Source organism: Bradyrhizobium sp. CSA207 (genome assembly GCF_029051685.1).
In the GTDB taxonomy this organism is placed as follows: Bacteria; Pseudomonadota; Alphaproteobacteria; order Rhizobiales; family Xanthobacteraceae; genus Bradyrhizobium.
This window is the reverse complement of sequence record NZ_JAACFT010000045.1, coordinates 41,456-61,475: the sequence shown is the minus strand read 5'-3', so window position 1 is coordinate 61,475 and position 20,020 is coordinate 41,456. Positions and strand designations below refer to the sequence as shown.

General features: G+C 64.6%; 18 protein-coding genes. 11 read left to right on the top strand and 7 right to left on the bottom strand.

Annotated elements, in window-relative coordinates; all coding sequences use genetic code 11:
• Window positions 1–614 (top strand): cupin domain-containing protein (locus tag GWG65_RS35430; RefSeq protein WP_275200073.1); only part of this gene is annotated, 614 nt, incomplete at its 5' end.
• 90 nt (window positions 615–704) lie between these two features.
• On the top strand, window positions 705–1,595 hold the full coding sequence (locus GWG65_RS35425; protein ID WP_275200071.1) for an aldose 1-epimerase family protein: 891 nt from the start codon (window positions 705–707) through the stop codon (window positions 1,593–1,595).
• A gap of 13 nt (window positions 1,596–1,608) precedes the next feature.
• Here the strand turns inward: GWG65_RS35425 and GWG65_RS35420 are convergent, their stop codons facing one another.
• Window positions 1,609–2,790, bottom strand: coding sequence for an acyltransferase (locus GWG65_RS35420; RefSeq protein WP_275200070.1), 1,182 nt, complete (start codon window positions 2,788–2,790; stop codon window positions 1,609–1,611).
• Between the two features lie 290 nt (window positions 2,791–3,080).
• Between GWG65_RS35420 and GWG65_RS35415 the strand changes: the two genes are divergently transcribed.
• Window positions 3,081–3,896: a response regulator transcription factor gene (locus GWG65_RS35415; RefSeq protein ID WP_275200069.1), complete on the top strand. Its 816-nt coding sequence runs from the start codon at window positions 3,081–3,083 to the stop codon at window positions 3,894–3,896.
• A 229-nt stretch (window positions 3,897–4,125) separates the two neighbouring features.
• Here GWG65_RS35415 and GWG65_RS35410 read toward each other — a convergent pair whose 3' ends face one another.
• Window positions 4,126–4,935: a transglycosylase SLT domain-containing protein gene (locus tag GWG65_RS35410; protein WP_275200068.1), complete on the bottom strand. Its 810-nt coding sequence runs from the start codon at window positions 4,933–4,935 to the stop codon at window positions 4,126–4,128.
• Window positions 4,936–5,018: 83 nt separating this feature from the next.
• The gene (locus tag GWG65_RS35405; RefSeq protein ID WP_275200067.1) at window positions 5,019–6,188 is read right to left on the bottom strand and encodes an alpha/beta hydrolase; all 1,170 of its coding nucleotides are present in this window, start codon (window positions 6,186–6,188) and stop codon (window positions 5,019–5,021) included.
• Between the two features lie 325 nt (window positions 6,189–6,513).
• Here GWG65_RS35405 and pgm point away from each other — a divergent pair, with 325 nt between their 5' ends.
• The 4 genes from pgm (at window position 6,514) to GWG65_RS35385 (ending at window position 11,256) form a co-directional block, all read left to right on the top strand.
• Window positions 6,514–8,160: a phosphoglucomutase (alpha-D-glucose-1,6-bisphosphate-dependent) gene (pgm, locus tag GWG65_RS35400; protein WP_275200065.1), complete on the top strand. Its 1,647-nt coding sequence runs from the start codon at window positions 6,514–6,516 to the stop codon at window positions 8,158–8,160.
• A 298-nt stretch (window positions 8,161–8,458) separates the two neighbouring features.
• Window positions 8,459–9,508 (top strand): aromatic ring-hydroxylating dioxygenase subunit alpha, encoded by a 1,050-nt coding sequence (locus GWG65_RS35395; RefSeq protein WP_275200064.1) that lies wholly within the window; start codon window positions 8,459–8,461, stop codon window positions 9,506–9,508.
• A gap of 5 nt (window positions 9,509–9,513) precedes the next feature.
• Window positions 9,514–10,266 carry a GntR family transcriptional regulator gene (locus tag GWG65_RS35390; protein WP_275200063.1) on the top strand — a complete coding sequence of 251 codons (753 nt, stop codon included), beginning with the start codon at window positions 9,514–9,516 and terminating at the stop codon, window positions 10,264–10,266.
• Between the two features lie 9 nt (window positions 10,267–10,275).
• Window positions 10,276–11,256, top strand: coding sequence for a PDR/VanB family oxidoreductase (locus GWG65_RS35385; RefSeq protein ID WP_275200062.1), 981 nt, complete (start codon window positions 10,276–10,278; stop codon window positions 11,254–11,256).
• A gap of 144 nt (window positions 11,257–11,400) precedes the next feature.
• Here the strand turns inward: GWG65_RS35385 and GWG65_RS35380 are convergent, their stop codons facing one another.
• From GWG65_RS35380 to GWG65_RS35370, 3 genes are all read right to left on the bottom strand, one after another.
• The gene (locus tag GWG65_RS35380; RefSeq protein ID WP_275200061.1) at window positions 11,401–13,362 is read right to left on the bottom strand and encodes an EAL domain-containing protein; all 1,962 of its coding nucleotides are present in this window, start codon (window positions 13,360–13,362) and stop codon (window positions 11,401–11,403) included.
• A 240-nt stretch (window positions 13,363–13,602) separates the two neighbouring features.
• Window positions 13,603–13,974: a hypothetical protein gene (locus GWG65_RS35375; RefSeq protein WP_275200060.1), complete on the bottom strand. Its 372-nt coding sequence runs from the start codon at window positions 13,972–13,974 to the stop codon at window positions 13,603–13,605.
• Window positions 13,975–14,242: 268 nt separating this feature from the next.
• Complete coding sequence (locus GWG65_RS35370; RefSeq protein ID WP_275200059.1) at window positions 14,243–14,608, bottom strand: nuclear transport factor 2 family protein; 366 nt, start codon at window positions 14,606–14,608, stop codon at window positions 14,243–14,245.
• 97 nt (window positions 14,609–14,705) lie between these two features.
• On the opposite strand from GWG65_RS35370, the gene GWG65_RS35365 reads away from it, so the two are divergent.
• The 3 genes from GWG65_RS35365 (at window position 14,706) to hemC (ending at window position 18,220) form a co-directional block, all read left to right on the top strand.
• Window positions 14,706–15,296: a TetR/AcrR family transcriptional regulator gene (locus GWG65_RS35365; protein ID WP_275200057.1), complete on the top strand. Its 591-nt coding sequence runs from the start codon at window positions 14,706–14,708 to the stop codon at window positions 15,294–15,296.
• Between the two features lie 292 nt (window positions 15,297–15,588).
• Entirely contained in the window at window positions 15,589–17,214 is a 1,626-nt protein-coding gene (locus GWG65_RS35360; RefSeq protein ID WP_275200056.1) for a choline dehydrogenase, read from the top strand.
• A 25-nt stretch (window positions 17,215–17,239) separates the two neighbouring features.
• Window positions 17,240–18,220, top strand: coding sequence for a hydroxymethylbilane synthase (gene hemC / locus GWG65_RS35355; RefSeq protein ID WP_275200055.1), 981 nt, complete (start codon window positions 17,240–17,242; stop codon window positions 18,218–18,220).
• A gap of 310 nt (window positions 18,221–18,530) precedes the next feature.
• Here the strand turns inward: hemC and hemE are convergent, their stop codons facing one another.
• Window positions 18,531–19,565 carry a uroporphyrinogen decarboxylase gene (gene hemE / locus GWG65_RS35350; protein ID WP_275200053.1) on the bottom strand — a complete coding sequence of 345 codons (1,035 nt, stop codon included), beginning with the start codon at window positions 19,563–19,565 and terminating at the stop codon, window positions 18,531–18,533.
• 108 nt (window positions 19,566–19,673) lie between these two features.
• On the opposite strand from hemE, the gene GWG65_RS35345 reads away from it, so the two are divergent.
• Complete coding sequence (locus GWG65_RS35345) at window positions 19,674–19,892, top strand: hypothetical protein (RefSeq protein ID WP_275200051.1); 219 nt, start codon at window positions 19,674–19,676, stop codon at window positions 19,890–19,892.
• Window positions 19,893–20,020: the final 128 nt, after the last annotated feature.

Here is a 20,020-nt window from a genome sequence, read left to right as displayed (position 1 = left end):
GCGGCTGGTCCGACGTCGGCTCCTGGCACGCGGTGTGGGAATTGTCGGACAAGGACGCGCAAGGCAACGCCGCGCACGGCGCCGCGGTGTTCGAAGACTCCCGCAACTGCAACGTCACCACCGACCAGGCGCTGGTCGCGCTCGAAGGCGTCGATGATCTCGTCGTGGTGGCGACCGCGGACGCGGTGCTGGTCTCGCGCCAGAACGATGCCAACGGCCTGAAGCGGCTGGTGACGAAGCTCAAGGCGGTGGCGCCGAAGGTCACCGAGGAGCATCTCAAGGTGCATCGGCCCTGGGGCAGCTATCAATCCGTCGACAATGGCGAGCGCCACCAGGTCAAGCGCATCGTGGTCAAGCCCGGCGGGCGGCTGTCGCTGCAGAAGCACCATCATCGCGCCGAGCACTGGATCGTGGTCCGCGGTGCCGCGCGCGTCACCGTCAACGAGACCGTGAAGACGGTGCACGAGAACGAGTCGATCTACATCCCGATGGGCGCGGTGCACCGGATGGAGAACCCCGGCAAGATCATGCTGGAGCTGATCGAGGTCCAGACCGGCAGCTATCTCGGGGAAGACGACATCATCCGGATTGAAGACGACTATCAGCGCTCGTGAAGGAGAATACCCGTGTTGGCGACGCCAGCCATTGAAAGCCCGGTGGATCGGCAGCCCCGGTAAGTCTCGACTGCCGCCACGGGGATGGTCATGACCGACGACAAACACACGATCCGCAGCGGTCGCCTCACCGCGACCATCAAGGCCCAAGGCGCCGAACTGTGCTCACTGAAGCACGAGGCCGGCATCGAATTCATCTGGCAAGCGGGGCCGGCCTGGCCGCGCCATGCGCCGCTGTTGTTTCCCATCGTCGGACGTCTCGCCAATGACGAACTGAGCCACCGTGGCAAGACATACCGCATGACCCAGCACGGTTTTGCGCGCGACAGCCGCTTTGCCTGGGCGGAGCGCGGCGAAAGCCGCTGCACGCTGGTGCTAGGTGACAGCGAGGCGACACGCGCGCTCTATCCGTTCGCGTTCCGCCTGACGGCGACCTATACACTTGATGACGCCGGACTCGACCTGGCGCTCACGATCGGCAACACCGGCGAGGAGACGCTGCCGGCGTCGCTCGGCGGCCATCCCGCTTTCAACTGGCCGCTCGTCCCTGGCCTGGCCAAGGAGAGCTATGCGCTGACGTTTGCGAAGGAGGAGTCGTCTCCCGTCCGTCGTCTCGACGGCGGGTTGCTACGTGCGGCAACGGAGCCGCCTCCGGTCACGGGCACAGCGCTTCCGCTGTCCGAATCCCTGTTCAACGACGACGCCATCATCTTCGATCGCATCAACAGCAATTCTGTCCGCTACGCGGCAGGGCAGGGTGTAACCAGCGGCCCGTGGCTGAAAATGTCATGGCAGGGCTTTCGCGAGCTGGGCGTCTGGTCAAAACCGTCAGGCGCGCCGTTTCTCTGCATCGAGCCCTGGCGCGGCTATGCCAGTCCTGCCCACTTCAACGGCGAATTCAGCGACAAGCCGGGGCTGATGCATATCGCGCCTGGAGCGGAACAGCAGTTGTCGTTCCGGATCGAGGTCGGATCGTCCTGAGGCCGGACGGCAGTCACGCGCCGGCGCGGTGGCCATTCAGCACGACACCGGACGGGGCCACAGCGTCTGCGCGCGGCACGGTCTTGGTCGGTGAAGTGGTCAGGCGATGCGCGAGATCCTGCGCGCGTCGTTCGATAAGATGCCACGTCGCGCGCGCGACGACATAGCTGAGCGCGGCGGTGACGACATAGGCGATGAGTAGGGAGGCCAGCCCGTCCGCGAGTGGCCAGACCTGGCGCAGACCGTAAATCACCGCGAAGTGCGACAGATACATCGAATACGAATTGCGGCCGAGCGCCTCGAGCGGCCACCAGCGGATCGCGAAGCGTATGCAGCAGGCGACGCCCGCGCCGAGCACGAGGTTGATCATCAGATAGTTGAATTCGTGCGAGCCGGTGGCGCGGTCGGCCGCAAAGGACAGCGCGATGAAGGCGGCGAAGATCGCCGCGTCCGATTTTGCAAAGCCGTCGCGCAACGAGAAGAACAGCGCACAGCCGACCAGGAAGATCGGGAGCTGGTTCAGAAAGCTGATGTGCAGCGCGTTCCAGACGAAGGCCTCGTTGCCGGGGCCGTAATAAGCCGAGAACAGCGCGAACGCCCACGGCTTGAACAGGCAGACGTTGACGAGATGCAGGACCATCGCGAGCGCGAGATACAGGTTCCGGCGCGCTCCGAAGGCAGTGATCACGAACGGGAAGACGAGATAGAACGTCATCTCTGCCGCGATCGACCAGTCGCCCGGCACGACGCTGTTGACGCTGTCCGGCCAGAAGCCGTGCAGGAACGTCGCAGTCAGGATCACCTGGAGCGGCCCGATGCCGTCAGGCGCGTTGAAGCTCGGTCCCGTGCCGTTGACGACGAGGTAGATCGGGATCGCGAGCCAGAACAGCGGCGCGATGCGCAAGAATCTCCGGACGTAGAATTTGCGGGTCGGGTTCGATTCCGACGTGCGCTGCGTCCACATCAGGCACATCGTCATGGCGCTGACGAAATAGAACACGTTGACGCCGATCCAGCCGCACATGAAGGTGAAATCAATCGCCCGGATGCCGGACGGAAACGACTGGGAGGCGTGGATCGCCATCACGCCGGCGATGCCGAGGCCGCGCAGGAAGTCGAGCGTGTGCGAACGGCCGAAGGGCGTGGTTGCGCCTTTGTCGGTCCAGCCCGCGGCCAATCGGGCCTGCCCCTGCATCAAATTGCTCCGTGCTCTCGCAACCGCCTTGCCTTGCGAGGCAGGACCATAAGGGGGTCAACGCAGATTCCGAAGCTGTAGGCTTTGTTTACGTTAACCAGCAGTAGAATCCGTGCCGGGATGAACGGATCTCGACGCTTTCCTGGCGAATTCGCCCCTGGAGGGACGCGCCGAAGGAGAAAGTGTGGGCCAATTCATGCCCAATACCTCAATACCATGACCAATATTGTTTGGGCATCGCAATACGCCTAGTATTGCGGCAGGCAATTTCGAGGGGGCTCGAACAGGTCGTGAATGTACGTTCACAGGACGGGGCATCGCTCGGCGACCTGAATTTCCAGGTCGGTTCGCGGGCACACAGGACATCCAAGATCGTGGCCGATTCCGCATTTCAGGAAATGCGTCCTGCCGGCCGCGAGCGGCTGATCGTCGTCGAGGACGATCCGGTGACGCGGACGATGCTGGTCGGCTATTTCAGCGAGAACGATTTCGACGTGGTCGGCGCCGGTTCTTGCGCGGAGTGCCGCCAGGCGCTGCGCGCGCGCACCGATCTCGTCTTCCTCGATGTGCAATTGCCCGACGGCGACGGTTTCGAGCTCGCCAAGGAAATCCAGGCGATCAGCAACGCGGGCATCATCTTCGTGACCCGCCGCGACACCGACGTCGATCGCATCCTCGGCCTCGAGATTGCCGGCGACCACTATGTCACCAAGCCGATCAATCTGCGCGACCTGCTCGCGCGTGCGCGCAGCGTGCTGCGGCGGCGCTCGATCGACCGCAAGGCGGCGCGCAACCACAATTCGATCGCCTTCGGCGACTGGATCATCGACCTGACGCGGCGCGAATTGCTCGGCAGCGACGGCAAGCCCGTCGTATTGACGCGCGCCGAGTTCGACCTGCTCGCGGCTCTGGTCGGCGCCGACGGCCGTCCGCTCAACCGCGACTATCTGATCGAGGTCGTCAGCAACCGCCAGGCCGAGGTCGACATCCGCACGGTCGACGCGCTGGTGGCGCGGCTGCGCCGCAAGCTGGTCGGCAGCGGCACGCCGGTCATCGCGACCGTCACCGGTATCGGCTACAAGCTCGCGCTCAGCGAGCGGCTTTAAGCGCGCATGCCTGGGCTGACGTAGCGCCGCGCAAGCGATGCTCAATTGCAATGTTGGTTCAGCCGCTGAAACCGACGACGAACCGAATGGCGAGGAACGCAGACAAGGCCAGGGCGGCGGTCGCGGAGATTGCGAACAAAACTCTCAAACTATTGTGCATGATCCCATTCCGGTTCAGGCTTCAAAAAAGGCTATTCGTGCAATAGATAAGTCCGGTGGCAACGATGCTTCAACGTGATGCAACTCGTTTCCATCTCGCTTCGATGCGAGCCTTGATGAGACCGATCCGGGCTTCATGCGCAGCCCAATAGGCTCGGCTTGCTGCCGTCGTGCCTTGACGGTAGTGCGCATAAACGTCCTTAGGCTTAGTCTCCGCTCTCTGATTGCGCGCTGACTTCGCCGCAGGCGCAACTGCTACCGCTACAGCGGTTGTGGCCGGTGCTGAAGCCGGGATGGCTACGGCCTCGGCTCGCCCGGCTGCCGAGTTCATGGCGAGAAGGCGGTTGCGGGCGCGATTGCAATAGACTTGCGAACGCGGAGTCATGGACTCCTCGCCATGGCCTGCCCGGTATTTCATCAGAGCGCGACAGAGATCCCCGCCTGCCAGGCGCCATGCGCGGCTGAGATAAAGCACGCCGTAATGGATATTGATGGCCGGTTCCGCGAGTTCTGCATCGCTTCCCCGGAATCCCAGCACCGCAGCCGTTTCGGGCCGCATCTGCATGAGGCCGATTTCGCCGGCGCTGCCGATGACGGTCGGGTTGTAGCCGCTTTCGACAAAGACGACCGCCTCTGCAATGTCCGCAGGCAGATCGGTCCTGGCAGTTTCCCTTTCGATGATGTTTCGGATCGCGGCTCGGGATGCCCGCGTCTCTCCGGCTCCGAAGTCTCCATCGTGACGGGCAATTGTCGAGGTCGTGTCGGTTTCGTTTGGAGGGTTGTCTTGTGCATGCACGCACATTGACGCCGACCAAAGCGCGGCGACCGCAACGTGCCGCCATGTCGCGCTGAGGTTAAGGCGTGCCGGATCCCACAACATGAGGCACGTCATATATCTTGCGAGTTAACAACCGATTTGCTGAGAGCCGTGGCTGCCCCCGGCCGGGTTGGAAGGTGCGCCGCCTACCGCCCGCGGGCGCTCTGGTCAATGGAGCTTTGTTGCGCTGCCCCGGCCAGCCGGTCGTCGACCGCATAGAGCGTGCAGGCGGGCGACCATTTCATGCAGGCTGCGAGCGAGTCGCGCTGGGCGTCGTCGGTCGTGGTGCGTCCCGAACGCCAGCCGTAGCCGCCATTGGGCGACACCGCAAAAGCCTTGTGCGGCATCGTGCTGGCGAGATAGCGCGCGAACTCGGCTCTTGCGGCCACATTGAGCTGGCTTGGTGGCGGCAGTGGATCGGGAAGGCTCAGGATGTCGCGGGAGCCGAGGGCATGCTCGCGCAGGAAGGCATCCAGGAGCGGCGTCCATCGCGGTCGCCCCACCACCGAGTAGAGATAGTGGCCATCCTCGCCATAAGCCGGCGCCGCGATGAACTCGGCGTTGCCGCCGCTGCCACGAAACCCGTCATGGAAGCGGCGCGCCAGGTCGGGGCCGAAGAACAGATCGTTGGTCGCATAGACCCACAGCATCGGCACCCGCGAGGTCTTACCGAAGCTGGCGAAGGCCTGCACCAGCCCAGCAGGATTGCAGACATCGTCATCGTCCCGCGAGCCGCGGCCGCCGGCGAAGCTGATGGCTGCGACGAGCCCGGGCGGCGCCTGTGCGGCCAGCGCGACGGTGGCGAGCCCGCCGGCGGAATGGCCGGCTGCGATCATGCCTGATGTCGTGACGTCGGTCCTGCGCGCCATCGCCTCGATCGCGGCGCGCAGGTCTGCCACGGCGACGGACGCTGCCGGCAGGTAGGTGGCATTCGCGCAAGCACCGATGCTGTCGACGCGCCCGCCGGGCGAGGTGCCGTAGCCGCGCCGCATCACGATCAGCGCGGCAAATCCGCGCCGGGCATATTCGAGCGCGACGCCATAATATTTGTGCGCCGACATGGTCGCGCGATCGTCGAAACTACGCGGCGAGCCGTGGCTGAGCAGCGCCAGCGGATAGCGCTTCGTGCCTGCGGGACGGACCAGGAAGGCTTCCAGCCCCTGCGGCCCGGCCTCCGCCATCGGGATGCGGAGATCCTCGGTGTAGAACTCCGCCGCGGCGGCGCGCGGCGACGTGCCGGCCAAGGCAACGGGCAAGGCAACGGGCAAGGCAAGCCAGGCGATCAGCAGAAGCAGCAGCTTGCGCGAAGGAGCCATGGGACGATTCGAAGGGCCTCGATGGCGCCGACCATAGCATGATCTTGCGAAGGGGCTCACCGCCGGTCAGGGGTAAGCCGGTTCGGATTCTCCACTCGTCATTCCGGGGCGCGCGAAGCGCGAACTATGATGCGCAATTGCGCATCTGAGAATCCATCGCGCGGCGCGTGATGCGGATAAATGGATTCCGGGCTCGCGCCAAGCGGCGCGCCCCGGAATGACGGTAAGGAACGCGTCCCCCATCGCGCGTGTTGTGCCCTTGGCGCGGGCAGGGCCGATGCTATGGTATCCCGCAATCTCTGCACGACCGGACGAGGATATTTCAGTGGCTGATGTTGATCCCGCGGCGGGCAAATTGGTCTCGCCGGACGCGCTCACCAACGTTCCGCGGCTGGTGACGGCCTATTTTGCTGGCAAGCCTGATGCGGCGGACCCGGCGCAGCGGGTGGCGTTCGGCACCTCCGGCCATCGCGGCACCTCGTTCAAAAACACCTTCAACGAGGGCCACATCCTGGCGACCACGCAGGCAATTTGTGATCACCGACGGGAAAAGGGGCTGACCGGTCCACTCTTCATCGGCATCGACACCCACGCGCTGGCCGAACCGGCGCTGGTCAGCGCCGTCGAGGTGTTTGCAGCCAACGGCGTCGATGTCATGGTCGACAAGGACGGCGGCTACACGCCGACGCCGGTGATCTCGCACGCCATCCTCACCTACAACAAGGGCCGCACCAGCGGCCTCGCCGACGGCGTCGTCATCACGCCGTCGCACAATCCGCCGGAGGATGGCGGTTACAAATACAATCCGCCGCATGGCGGCCCGGCCGACACCGATGCGACCTCCGTGGTCGAGAAACGCGCCAACGCCTATCTCGCTGATGGCCTCAAGGGCGTCGCGCGCATGGATTATGCCAAGGCGAAGAAATCCGCGACCGTCCACGCCTACGACTTCATCACGCCCTACGTCGCCGATCTCGGCAACGTCGTTGACCTCGACATGGTCAAATCCGCCGGCATCAATATCGGCATCGATCCGCTCGGCGGCGCCGCCGTGCATTACTGGCACCCGATCATCGAACGCTACGGCCTGAAGGCGACCGTCGTGAACGAGGCGATCGATCCGACCTTCCGCTTCATGACCGTCGACTGGGACGGCAAGATCCGCATGGACTGCTCCTCGCCCTACGCGATGGCGAGCCTGATCGGCATGCGCGACCGTTTCGATGTCGCGTTCGCCAACGACACCGATGCCGACCGCCACGGCATCGTGACGCGCACCGGCGGCCTGATGAATCCGAACCATTATCTTGCGACCGCAATCTCCTATCTGTTCGCGCACCGTCCGAACTGGGGCAAGGATGCCGCGATCGGCAAGACCGTGGTGTCGAGCTCCGTCATCGATCGCGTCGCCAAGAAGCTCGGCCGCAAGCTGGTCGAGACGCCCGTGGGCTTCAAATGGTTCGTCGACGGCCTCCTCAGTGGCGGCTTCGGCTTCGGCGGCGAAGAGAGTGCGGGGGCCTCGTTCCTGCGCCGCGATGGCACGGTGTGGACCACCGACAAGGACGGCATCATCCTCGGCCTGCTCGCAGCCGAGATCATGGCCAAGACCGGCCGCGACCCCAGCCAGCTCTTCAATGATCTCACCGCCGAGCTTGGTGTGCCCCATTACGCGCGCATCGACGTCGCCGCCACTGCGCCCCAGAAGAACAGCCTCAAGTCGCTGACGCCGGAGCAACTCGGCCTCAAGGATCTTGCCGGCGATGCGGTCCGGGCGACGCTGAGCAAGGCGCCGGGCAACGGCCAGCCCTTCGGCGGCATCAAGGTCGAGACCGATTTCGGCTGGTTCGCCGCGCGACCGTCCGGCACCGAGGACGTCTACAAGATCTACGCGGAAAGCTTCCGCAGCACGGAGCACCTGAAGCGGATTCAGGAGGAAGCCCAGGCCGGGCTGGCGAAGGTGTTCGGGGCGTAAGCGCTGACGCGGGCGCCTCTTACCCTCCCCTGGAGGGGGAGGGTCGATGCGCATGAAGCGAAGCGAAATGCGCAGCGGGGTGGGGTGACGGTCTCTCCACGTCGAATAGTGCCCGTGTGGAGAGATCACCCCACCCCGGCGCTTCGCGCCGACCCTCCCCCTCCAGGGGAGGGTGATTCCCCTCATTCTGTATACATCATGCCGATATAAGGTAACATATTACGGCATATTTTCGCCTTGAACCATTCCACTCCCCTGCTATTGTATACATAACGTATTCACCCTGGGAGTGAGACCGATGCCAAAGCCCTTCCCGACGAATGCCTGGTACGCCGCCGCGTGGGATGCCGACGTCAAGCCGGCGCTGCTGCCGCGGACGATCTGCGGCAAGCATGTGGTGATGTACCGCAAAGCCGACGGCTCGGTGGCCGCGCTTGAGGATGCCTGCTGGCACCGCTTGGTGCCGCTGTCCAAGGGGCGGCTCGAAGGCGACACCGTCGTCTGCGGCTATCACGGCCTGAAGTACAACGCACAAGGCCGCTGCACCTTCATGCCTTCGCAGGAGACCATCAATCCGTCGGCCTGCGTCCGCGCCTATCCCGTGGTCGAGCGTCACCGCTACGTCTGGCTCTGGATGGGCGATCCCGCGCTGGCCGATCCCGCGCTGGTGCCCGACATGCACTGGAATCACGATCCGGCCTGGGCCGGCGACGGCAAGACCATTCACGTCAATTGCGACTATCGCCTCGTGCTCGACAACCTGATGGACCTCACCCACGAGACCTTCGTGCACGGCTCCTCCATCGGCAACGACGCGGTCGCCGAAGCCCCGTTCGACGTCACCCATGGCGAGAAGACGGTGACCGTGACGCGCTGGATGCGCGGCATCGAGGCGCCGCCGTTCTGGGCGAAACAACTCGGCAAGCCCGGCCTCGTCGACCGCTGGCAGATCATCCGCTTCGAGGCTCCCTGTACCATCGCGATCGACGTCGGCGTGGCGCCGACCGGCACCGGCGCGCCGGAAGGCGACCGCTCGCAGGGCGTCAACGGCTTCGTGCTCAACACCATCACGCCGGAGACCGAGAAGACCTGCCATTACTTCTGGGCCTTCGTACGCAACTATCAGCTCGGCGAGCAGCGCATCACCACCGAGATCCGCGAAGGCGTCTCCGGCATCTTCCGCGAGGACGAGCTGATCCTCGAGGCACAACAGCGCGCGATGGACGAGAACCCGGACCGGGTCTTCTATAACCTCAACATCGACGCCGGCGCGATGTGGATGCGCAAGTTGATCGACAAGATGGTGGCCAGGGAAAACCCGCCGCAGCATCTCCAGGCTGCGGAGTAGCTGACATGGCCGAGCGCGAGGTCGACCGCTCCGTCTCGCAGACCGTGAAGGCGCAGCTTGCGCTACGCGACCAGATCCTGTCGGGGTCTTTGCGTCCGGGCGAGCGCATCTCCGAGCTTCAGGCGGTCGAGACCACCGGCGCCTCGCGCACGCCGGTGCGCATGGCGCTGGTGCGGCTGGAGGAGGAGGGCCTGTTGGAGGCGATCCCCTCCGGCGGCTTCATGGTGAAGGCGTTCTCCGAGCGCGACATATCCGATTCCATCGAGCTGCGCGGCACGCTGGAAGGTCTCGCCGCGCGCTTCGCGGCCGAGCGCGGCGTCTCCGCGCGCGAACTCGAGCCGCTGAAGGAATGCCTCGCCGCGATCGACGAGCTGCTGCGCCAGGTCCCGATCTCGGTCGACGCCTTCTCGTCTTATGTCACGCTGAACGCGCGCTTCCACGCGCTGCTCACGGAATTGTCGCGTAGCCCGCCCTTGATCCGGCAGATCGATCGCGCTTCGGCGTTGCCGTTCGCCTCGCCCAGCGCCTTCGTGATGGCGCAATCGGCATTGGCCGAGGCGCAGCAGATTTTGATCATCGCGCAGGAGCATCATCGCGTCGTGATCGACGCCATCGAAAACCGCGAAGGCGCCCGCGCCGAAGCAGTCATGCGCGAGCATGCGCGGCTCGCCGTGCGCAACTTGAGGCTCGCGCTGCGCAACCGGACTCATCTTGACCTCCTGCCGGCGCTCGCGCTGATCAATGCCGCAACCGACTAGGGGACTGCCATGCGCTTCATCGAAACCTGGACCCCGGCCACGCTCGTCTCAACGCGCGATCTTTCGCCCGGCATCCGCGAATTTCTGATCCGGCCGGATCGGTTCGACGGCGCCGCCTATCCGGTCGGCAGCCATATCAATGTCAGCGTCACCATCGACGGCCTGCCGGAGACGCGGTCCTATTCGCTGGTCGGCGAGGCTTCGCCGCGTGGCTTGCGGATCGCGGTACGCCGCGCCGAGGATTCCCGCGGCGGCTCGCGCTATATGTGGTCGCTGAAGCCGGGCGCGCGGCTCGACATCACCCAGCCGTCGTCGCTGCTTGCGGTCGACTGGACGCGTGAAAACTATTGCCTGATCGCCGGCGGCATCGGCATCACGCCGATCCTTGGCGCCGCGCAGGCGCTGGCGCGTCGCAGCACGAACGTCACGCTGCATTACGCCGTTCGCTCGCGCGGCGAGGCGGCCTATCTCGATGATCTCGCCGAGACACTCGGAGAGCGGCTGGTTGTCCATGCCAGCGACGAAGGCCGCCGCCTCGCTCTCGACGCTCTGTTCGCCTCACTGCCGAAAGGCACGCTTGCGCTGTTCTGCGGTCCGATGCGGATGCTGGATGCAGCGCGCCACGCCTGGATCGCGGCAGGGCATCCGCTTGCCGATCTCCGCTACGAGACGTTTGGCTCCAGCGGCACGCTGCCGACCGAAACCTTCCGCGTGCGCCTGAAGGATTCCAATGTCGAGCTCGAAATTCCGCGCGAGCGCTCGATGCTGGACGTGCTCAATGCCAGCGGCCATGAGGTGATGTACGACTGCAAGCGCGGCGAATGCGGTCTGTGCGCCATCGACGTGGTCGAGGTCGAAGGCGAGATCGACCATCGCGACGTCTTCTTCAGCGACCATGAGAAGCAGGAGAACCGCAAAATCTGCGCCTGCGTCTCCCGCGCGCGGGGCACCATCACGGTGGATACGCTGCTGCGGGCGGACGCGGTCTGAGGCCACTGCTCGGCCTCTTATGGTTCGAGACGCGCCGCAAGCGGCGCTCCTCACCATGAGGGTCTGAGGTCGTGCCGCGAAGAAGGACCTCATCCTGAGGAGCCCGCCAAAGGCGGGCGTCTCGAAGGACGGGCCGCGAATACCTCACGCCGCGTAGGTCGCCCGTCGCTTCTTCGTGTCGAGTAGCGCCAGCACGCCGTCGGCCGACGCCGGACGGCTGATCAGATAGCCCTGGACTTCGTCGCAACCAATCTGGCGCAGATATTCGAGCTGGTCGGCGGTCTCGACGCCTTCCGCGACCACGCCGATGCGCAGGTCGCGCGCCAGCCCAATCACCGATTTCACGATCGCAGCGCAGTCCGGCTGCACCAGCATGTCGCGGATGAAGGACTGGTCGATCTTGATGCGGCTGAGCGGAAGCTTGCGCAGATAAGTGAGCGAGGAGAAGCCGGTCCCGAAATCGTCGAGCGCGACCGTGACGCCGAGCTGCAGCAGCGCCTTGAGGACCGAGGCTGCCGAGCCGTATTTCGACAGCAGCATCGATTCCGTGATCTCGATCTCGAGCCGATGCGGAGCGATCTTTGCGTCCGCGAGCGCCTGCACGATGATCTGGAGGATGCCGTTGTTGTGAAACTGTGCCGCCGAAAAATTCACGGCAACCCTGATGTCCTCGGGCCAGTCCGTCAGCGTCGCACAGGCGCGACGGATCACCCATTCGCCGATCGCGTGAATCAGCCCGGTCTCCTCGGCGATCGGGATGAACTCGCTGGGCGGGATCAATCCGCGCTGCGGGTGCTGCCAGCGCAGCAGCGCCTCGAAGGCGGTGATCCGGTTGTCGGCAAGATCGAGGAACGGCTGAAACACCAGGAACAGCTCATTGCGCGCGATCGCGCCTTCCAGGTCCGATTGCAGCGCCTTGCGGTCGCGCGATGCCCTGTCGTCGGCTTCCTCGAAGAAGCAGACCGTGCCCGGTCCGGTCTTCTTGGCGCGATAGAGCGCGGTGTCGGCGTTCTTCATGATGTCGAGTGATGTGTTGCCGTCGCGAGGCGCCAGCACGATGCCGACGCTGGTCGCGCCGACGATCTGGCGGCCCTCGATCGGGAATGGCTCGGCAAAAGCCGCAACGAAGCGCTCGGCGATCTCGAGCGCATCCTCTGGCCGCGCCAGATTGGCCATCACCAGCGCGAACTCGTCGCCGCCGATGCGCGCGACGTGCTCGGCCGCGCGGGTGCAGCGTTGCAGCCGGCTCGCGACCTGGACCAGGAATTCGTCGCCGGCGGGATGACCGAACTTGTCGTTGATCTCCTTGAAGCGATCGAGGTCGAGCAGGAGCACGGCGAATTCCTCGCCGGACAGGGCCAGCCGCTTCAGCGCGGCTTCGAGCGTCTCGTTGAAGGCGAAGCGGTTGGGCAGTTGAGTCAGCGGATCCTGCCGGACCGTGCGCTCGGCCTCGATCTGCCGCATCACGCGCTGGGCGAACGAGAACGAATTGACGAACACGCTGCGCAGCAGCACGGATCCGTAGACCACCACAAGGAAGGCGATCAGCAGAAAGGCCAGATCACCGTTCCTGCCGAGGCAGATGGCGATGCCGAGGAAGATGGGGGCCGTGAACGCGATCGCTGCGATCGGGATCGTGGCGAAGGCGAGCGCACCGCCCGCCAGCATGCCCGAGCAGAGGCAGGTGATGACGAGCTGGCCGCCGGTCGAAGCATTCGCAAAGAAGGCAACGGGAACGATGCCCCAGACGGCGCCGAGAACGAAGGCGTTGCGCACCAGCCGATGCATCGCCCGGCGCGAGACGAATTGCGGTTTGGTGATGCGGCGCGCGGCGTGGGATTGCAGGCCGAATGCGATCGCGGCACCCGCCACGATCACCGCCCAGATCAAGGCCAGCTTCCAGTCCGGCGAATACCACAGCGCGATGGCAAGCACGGCGGCGTTGCAGGCATTGGCGAGCATGATGCCGACGGAATAGCCGAGCACCAGTGACATCTGTTCGGCGCGGATATGGCCGGCGACGGCTTCGTCGGTTGCGGGACCGCCGAGCGCCGACAGATCGCCGGCGAACAGCCGCGCGAAATAGGTGGTCAGTTGAGTCCGCATTCCAGAGCCTGCAGCATGGGCCGTTCGTCCGGCTCGGTCCGGAGAATTCGCTGCAAACCTTTGACGAACTATGAATTATCCGTGCGGACCGGCATTGCCGCGACCACTTCTGCGTGTCCAAGCCGCGGTATCGATAACAAATCGATACAAATGCGGGCCGCCAGCCTTATCGCGGTCGCGGAGCTTGGGGGCGCTGAAACTTCACACGGCACCCGGCTGCAAACAGGCCTCGGCGGCGTCTCACAGCTTGTTTCGGCTCTTGCTCGCACCTCTCAATTTTGGAGCGTCCGGCGTCGATTTCGCCCAATCTGCCATTTGCATGCAGGTAAGCAGGTCGACATAGCTATCACTGCCGCCAGCCGTCGCTTCACCCTCGCATCGGTTTCGAAGGCTATCGGAATGCGTGAGCCATACGGAATTAAGCTGTTGCAGCGCGGAATTTTCGTCGCGCATGCACTCGTCGTATGACTGCGGCAGATCCAGGCCCATTGCCCTATCGGTGGCTACGGTTGCCTTGCATGTCGCCTCGACATTGAGTTGAGGGACGCGTTCGCTGACTGGAATTGTTGTTTGGCCGCCTATCATCGCCAAGGACAGCAATACAATCTTCATGCAGAACTCCCCGGTTGAGATCTCACTGAAGCAGTTTTCATCAGATGACGATCGAGCGGGTATCGTATTGATTTGAATCAAGGGGAATGAGGGGATTGTGCCTCCATCGCGTTACGGGCGCGGACGCAATATGGAAGTTGGAATCTTTCAACCACGCCGCTGAACGGAAGCGACTCTTCGCGCGGCCGATATGGCTGCGAAGGTCGAGCCTGTTCGATAACGATCGGAATCTTCCCGGATCCGCTCGCGCTTCGGCTCCCCACGCGGCTCACCGGCCCAGTTGCTTCGGGTCGTAATAGAACCGTTCCTCGACGAGCTCATCGCCCCGCCAGGTCTGCCACGCGATCTCGTCCAGCGTTCGCGTGACGCCTTCGGCGTTGGTGAAGCTGAACATCCAGCGTGTCGCGACATTGTCGCCCTCGATCAGGATCGGCCCGATGCGGACGGCCTTGACCTCCTTGGACGCCGCCAGCACGCCGCGCTCCTTGGCGATGAGCTTGTCGCGGCCGACCGTCGGCGCGGCGCCGTTCTCATAGGTCGCGGCATCGGACGTGTAGAATTGCTCGATCGCGCCAATGAAATTCCCGTCCTCCAGCCGCTTCGCAAAAGCTTCGACGATGTCACGGCTCGGCATGGCACACCTCATTGAAACCGACTGATAGTCGGTAAATACCGACTGGAAGTCGAAAAGTCAACTGGCTGGGCTCATCCATTTCGACTAGAGCAGAGGCATGGCGAAACAGGCAGAGCGGCGGGCCGCGACATCGGAGGCGATCCTCAACGCGGCGCGCCGCCTGTTTGGGACGCAAGGGTTTGCCGCCACGACGATGGACGAGATCGCCGAAGCGGCTGGCGTCGCCAAGGGCGCGGTCTATCACCACTTCAAAACCAAGGAGGCGGTGTTCGAAGCCGTGTTTGACCTGGTCTCGCGCGACCTCGTCGCCGAGATCGACGGCGCGGCCCGCGCCGAGAAGGACGTTCTCGCCGCGATGGTCGCCGGCACCGAGCATTATTTTGCCGCGACCGCCAAAGGCCCGACCGGCCAGATCATCCTGCGCGACGGCCCGGCCGTGCTCGGCTGGGAGCACTGGCGCGAGATCGATGCGCAGCATTTTGGTGGCAAGCTGCCACGCGCCATTGCCGCTGCGATGGACGCCGGCCTGATCGCGCGGCAACCGGTCGAGCCGCTGGCACGGCTGCTGCTCGGCGCCGTGACGGAGGCCGCGGTCGCCTGCGCCGGACGCGCGGATATCGCAAGGGCAGGCGCGGAATATGCCCGTGCGTTCAGGTCGCTGGTCGAGGCGCTGCGGCTGCGTCAATGATTGTGCTAGGAGCGGATCGGTCTGGTTGACTCGCTGCGAACGCAGCATTTGGATCACCTCTCCCGTAGGGAGAGGTCGGATTGCATCGAAGATGCAATCCGGGTGAGGGGTTACGGCCTCACGTGACGTTGCGGCCCCTCACCCGGATTGCTACTGGACGATGCTTCGCATCGCCAGGCGCAATCCGACCTCTCCCCGTCGGGGAGAGGTGAATCTCGCACCGCCGATCGAATTTAGCATGCTCTAAGTGACGCCAACGGAAACGCTCCACAAACAAGAAGACTTGCAAGACATGACCGCAAATTCCGCCCTCGCGCCGACCGACCCCGAATTCGACTACATCATCGTCGGCGCCGGCTCCGCCGGCTGCGTGCTCGCCAACCGGCTCTCTGCAAATGGCAAGCACACGGTGCTGCTGCTCGAGGCCGGCCCTAAGGATTCCAACATTTGGATCCACGTGCCGCTCGGCTACGGAAAACTGTTCAAGGAGAAGAGCGTCAACTGGATGTACCAGACCGAGCCGGAGCCCGAGCTGAAGGGCCGCCAGGTGTTCCAGCCACGCGGCAAGACGCTGGGTGGATCGAGCTCGATCAACGGCCTGCTGTATGTCCGCGGCCAGCACGAGGACTATGACCGCTGGCGCCAGCTCGGCAACGCCGGCTGGGGCTATGACGACGTGCTGCCCTATTTCAAGAAGGCCGAGAACCAGTCGCGCGGCGCAGACCAATATCACGGCAGCGGCGGTCCGCTGCCGGTGTCCAACATGGTCGTGACCGATCCGCTGTCGAAAGCCTTCATCGACGCCGCGGTCGAGACCGGCTTGCCCTATAATCCCGATTTCAACGGTGCTACGCAGGAAGGCGTTGGCCTGTTCCAGACCACGACGCGCAACGGCCGCCGCGCCTCGACATCCGTGGCCTATCTCGGCCCAGCGAAGACCCGCGGCGACCTCAAGATCGAAACTGGCGCGCTCGGCCAGCGCGTCCTGTTCGAGGGGCGCCGCGCGGTCGGCGTCGAATATCGGCAGGGCACGATCGTGCGCCGCGCCCGCGCGCGCAGGGAAATCGTGCTGTCGAGCGGTGCCTACAACTCGCCGCAGCTGCTTCAGCTCTCCGGCGTCGGTCCCGCCGATCTTCTGAGCAAGCACGGCATCGATGTCGTGCTGGACGCGAAAGGCGTCGGGCACGACCTCCAGGACCACATGCAGGTCCGCATCGTGATGCGCTGCTCGCAGAAGATCACGCTCAACGACACCGTCAACCATCCACTCCGCCGTACGATGGCAGGCGCACGCTATGCGCTGTTCCGGAAAGGCTGGCTGACCATCGCGGCCGGCACGGCGGGTGCGTTCTTCAAGACCAGTCCGCGCCTGGCCTCGCCGGACATCCAGGTTCACTTCCTGCCGTTCTCGACCGACAAGATGGGCGAGAAGCTGCATGATTTTTCCGGCTTCACCGCGTCGGTGTGCCAGCTCCGGCCCGAAAGCCGCGGCAGCCTGCGCATCAGGAGCGCGGACCCGACCGTGCCGCCGGAAATCCGCATCAACTACATGTCGACTGAGACCGACCGTACCACCAATGTCGAAGGCCTGAAGATCCTGCGCAAGATATTGAACGCGCCGGCCCTGAAGCCGTTCGTGATCGACGAATATGATCCCGGCACGAAGGTATCGACGGATGCCGAGCTCCTGGATTACTGCCGCGAGCGCGGCAGCACCATCTATCATCCGACCTCGACCTGTCGTATGGGCAACGATGGGCTTGCGGTGGTCGACCAGCGGCTGAAGGTGAGGGGGCTCGATGGCCTTCGCGTCGTCGACGGCTCGATCATGCCGGATCTGGTGTCGGGCAACACTAACGCGCCGATCATCATGATCGCCGAAAAGGCCTCCGATATGATATTGGAGGATGCGCGGTAAACACGCGCCTCGAAAGGACTGGGACTTGGCTACTCGCTTTAAGATCGGCACCCGCAAGAGCGCGATGGCGCTGGCACAGACGGAAGAGATCGCGCGCCGCCTGACCGCCGCCGTGCCGGATCTCGATGTGGAGATCGTCAAGCTCGACACCACGGGCGATCTCGACCAGACCAGCAAGCTGTTGCCGCATGGCGGCAAGGGCGGCGCCTTCGTGGCGCAGATCCGCGCCGCCGTGCTGGCGGGTGAGCTGCAGGCGGCGATGCATTCGCTCAAGGACATGCCGGGCAACGAGGACACGCCGGGCCTCGTCATCGGCGCCACGCTGTCGCGTGATCCAGCAAGCGATGCCTTGGTGCTGCTGGATGGCGTCACCCTGGAAGCGCTGCGCCAGTCGCACGGCAACGGCTTCAAGATCGGCACGAACGCAGTGCGGCGCGCGGCCTATGCGCGTCGGCTGTTTCCGGATGTCGAGGTGATCCACTTCCGCGGCGCCGCCGACACGCGCGTGCGAAAACTCGACAACGGCGAGAAGCAGCGACTGCCGGATGGCGGCGCGGTGGGACCTGCGGATGCGCTGATCATGGCGCGCTCGGGCCTTGATCGCGTCGGCCTTTCCCATCGCATCGCCTACGAATTCTCCGCGGCGGAAATGCTCCCCGCGGCCGGCCAGGGCATCGTCGCCGTCGAATGCGCCGTGCAGGACTGGCAGACACGCCGGATCCTCGCATCGATCGATGATCCCTCGGCGCATGCCTGCGCCGACGCCGAGCGCGAGGTGCTGTGGGTGCTCAACGGCCACTGCAATTCCCCGGTCGCGGCGTTCTCGACCATCGCTGGCGATCAGATGTCGCTCATGGCCTCGGTGCTCGATCTCTCCGGCGACACCATCATCGAGGCCTCACACGCCGGCCCCGCGAACCGCCCCCGTGAGCTCGGCCGCGCGGTTGCGCTTGATCTGCTGGAGAAAGGTGCGGCGGAGATCATCGAGCGCAGCCGCCCGAGGTAAGCCTTTCCGGAACGGCCATCGGCGCCATCGTGAAATCCTGCGCCTGTTTTGCCCGACGAGTCAAACGTCCGTCGCCTGCAGGGCTCGCGCCATGCCGGACGAAATTCCTCAATGATTTGTACTGTGCATGGGGTTGTTTTCGCGTTTTTTGTGGGAGCGGCCCCTGCACAGCTCGGCCTCGATGGTTCGAGACGCGCCGCAAGCGGCGCTCCTCACCATGAGGGTTCAGGAGTTCGTCGTAACGCAAGACCTCATCCTGAGGAGCCCGCCCAAAGGCGGGCGTCTCGAAGGATGGCCGCACAGAGACCGCTCAACCCCGCACGCGCTTCAGCATCTGCTCGACATGGGCGATCGGCGTCTCCGGCTGGATGCCGTGGCCGAGATTGAAGATCAGCCGTCCTTGCGCGAAGTTTGCCAGCACGTTGTCGACCGCGCGGTCGAGCGCGTCGCCGCCGGTAATCAGCACCAGCGGATCGAGATTGCCCTGCACGGCGACGCGTGTTTGCACGCGCTCGCGGATGAAGGACGGCTCCGCGGTCCAGTCGATGCTGACGGCGTTGACGCCGGTCGCCTCGACATAGCCCGGCAATTGCGCGCCGGCGCCGCGGGGAAAGCCGATGATCTTCGCATCCGGCACCTTGGCGCGCACGCCCTCGACGATGCGCCGCGTCGGCTCCACCGACCAGCGTGCGAACTCGGCCGGCGGCAGCACGCCAGCCCAGGTGTCGAAGATCTGCAAGGCGTCGGCACCGGCAGCGAGCTGAGCGAGAAGATACTCAATCGAGTTGTCGACCAGCACGTCGATGATTTTCGCGAACGCCTCCGGATGCCGGTACGCCATCATCCGCGCCGGCGCCTGGTCCGGCGTGCCCTGGCCTGCGACCATGTAGGTCGCAACCGTCCACGGCGCGCCGCAGAAGCCGATCAGCGCGACCTTGGGATCGAGCGCTCTGCGCACGATGCGCAGCGCCTCGAACACCGGTTCGAGTTTGGTGAAGTCGGCGCGGTGGGCCAGCGCGGCGACCTTGCCGGGATCATCCAGCGGCTCGAGCCGCGGCCCTTCGCCGACCTCGAACCGTACTGAGCGGCCCAGTGCATAGGGGATCACCAGAATGTCCGAGAAGATGATCGCGGCATCGAAGCCGAACCTTCGGATCGGTTGCAGCGTCACCTCGGCCGCGAGCTCCGGCGTGAAGCACAGATCGAGGAAGCCGCCGGCCTTGGCGCGCAGCTCGCGATATTCGGGCAGATAGCGGCCGGCCTGCCGCATCATCCACACCGGCGGGGTGGCTTGCCGCTGGCCGGAGAGCACGTCGATGAAGGGCTTTGTCGCGGAATGGGGCACGAACGATCCTGATGCAGATTGAGGTTCCTGATACACCGCCAGGCCCGAGCGGAACAGGGGAACCAGCGTAATCGCCCCGCGTTGACCGGCCAACGGAGGAGGATTTCCATGGCTGAGAAGTTCAATCCCGCGCCGCATGACAAGCACGCCGACGATCCGCATGAGGCGTTCGCCGCCGATCGCGCTGACGCGAAGCTCGACGCCGGCCTGGTTGACACATTTCCGGCGTCCGATCCTGTCAGCGCCGCCCAGCCGACGCCATCAAAGGCCGACGCGGAAGCCGACAACCCGTCGCTATGGAACAAGGTTAAGGCCATCTTCAGCTGAGGGCCCGTCGCGCCGATTTCCGATAGGCTCGATAATGCCTTGTTAGCGATCTGCGGACGCATGCGTCCGTAGGACTACGGGAAGCCGTGGATATCGCGGCAAATGCCGGCGGTAACTTCAGGGTTCAC

Coding starts and splice junctions, on each gene's coding strand:
- GWG65_RS35395 (WP_275200064.1), top strand. CDS start 8,459: ATGCCAAAGCCCTTCCCGACGAATGCCTGGTACGCCGCCGCGTGGGAT.
- GWG65_RS35410 (WP_275200068.1), bottom strand. CDS start 4,935: ATGTTGTGGGATCCGGCACGCCTTAACCTCAGCGCGACATGGCGGCAC.
- GWG65_RS35380 (WP_275200061.1), bottom strand. CDS start 13,362: ATGCGGACTCAACTGACCACCTATTTCGCGCGGCTGTTCGCCGGCGAT.
- GWG65_RS35385 (WP_275200062.1), top strand. CDS start 10,276: ATGCGCTTCATCGAAACCTGGACCCCGGCCACGCTCGTCTCAACGCGC.
- GWG65_RS35425 (WP_275200071.1), top strand. CDS start 705: ATGACCGACGACAAACACACGATCCGCAGCGGTCGCCTCACCGCGACC.
- GWG65_RS35405 (WP_275200067.1), bottom strand. CDS start 6,188: ATGGCTCCTTCGCGCAAGCTGCTGCTTCTGCTGATCGCCTGGCTTGCC.
- GWG65_RS35345 (WP_275200051.1), top strand. CDS start 19,674: ATGGCTGAGAAGTTCAATCCCGCGCCGCATGACAAGCACGCCGACGAT.
- GWG65_RS35420 (WP_275200070.1), bottom strand. CDS start 2,790: ATGCAGGGGCAGGCCCGATTGGCCGCGGGCTGGACCGACAAAGGCGCA.
- GWG65_RS35365 (WP_275200057.1), top strand. CDS start 14,706: ATGGCGAAACAGGCAGAGCGGCGGGCCGCGACATCGGAGGCGATCCTC.
- GWG65_RS35370 (WP_275200059.1), bottom strand. CDS start 14,608: ATGCCGAGCCGTGACATCGTCGAAGCTTTTGCGAAGCGGCTGGAGGAC.
- GWG65_RS35360 (WP_275200056.1), top strand. CDS start 15,589: ATGACCGCAAATTCCGCCCTCGCGCCGACCGACCCCGAATTCGACTAC.
- GWG65_RS35390 (WP_275200063.1), top strand. CDS start 9,514: ATGGCCGAGCGCGAGGTCGACCGCTCCGTCTCGCAGACCGTGAAGGCG.
- GWG65_RS35375 (WP_275200060.1), bottom strand. CDS start 13,974: ATGAAGATTGTATTGCTGTCCTTGGCGATGATAGGCGGCCAAACAACA.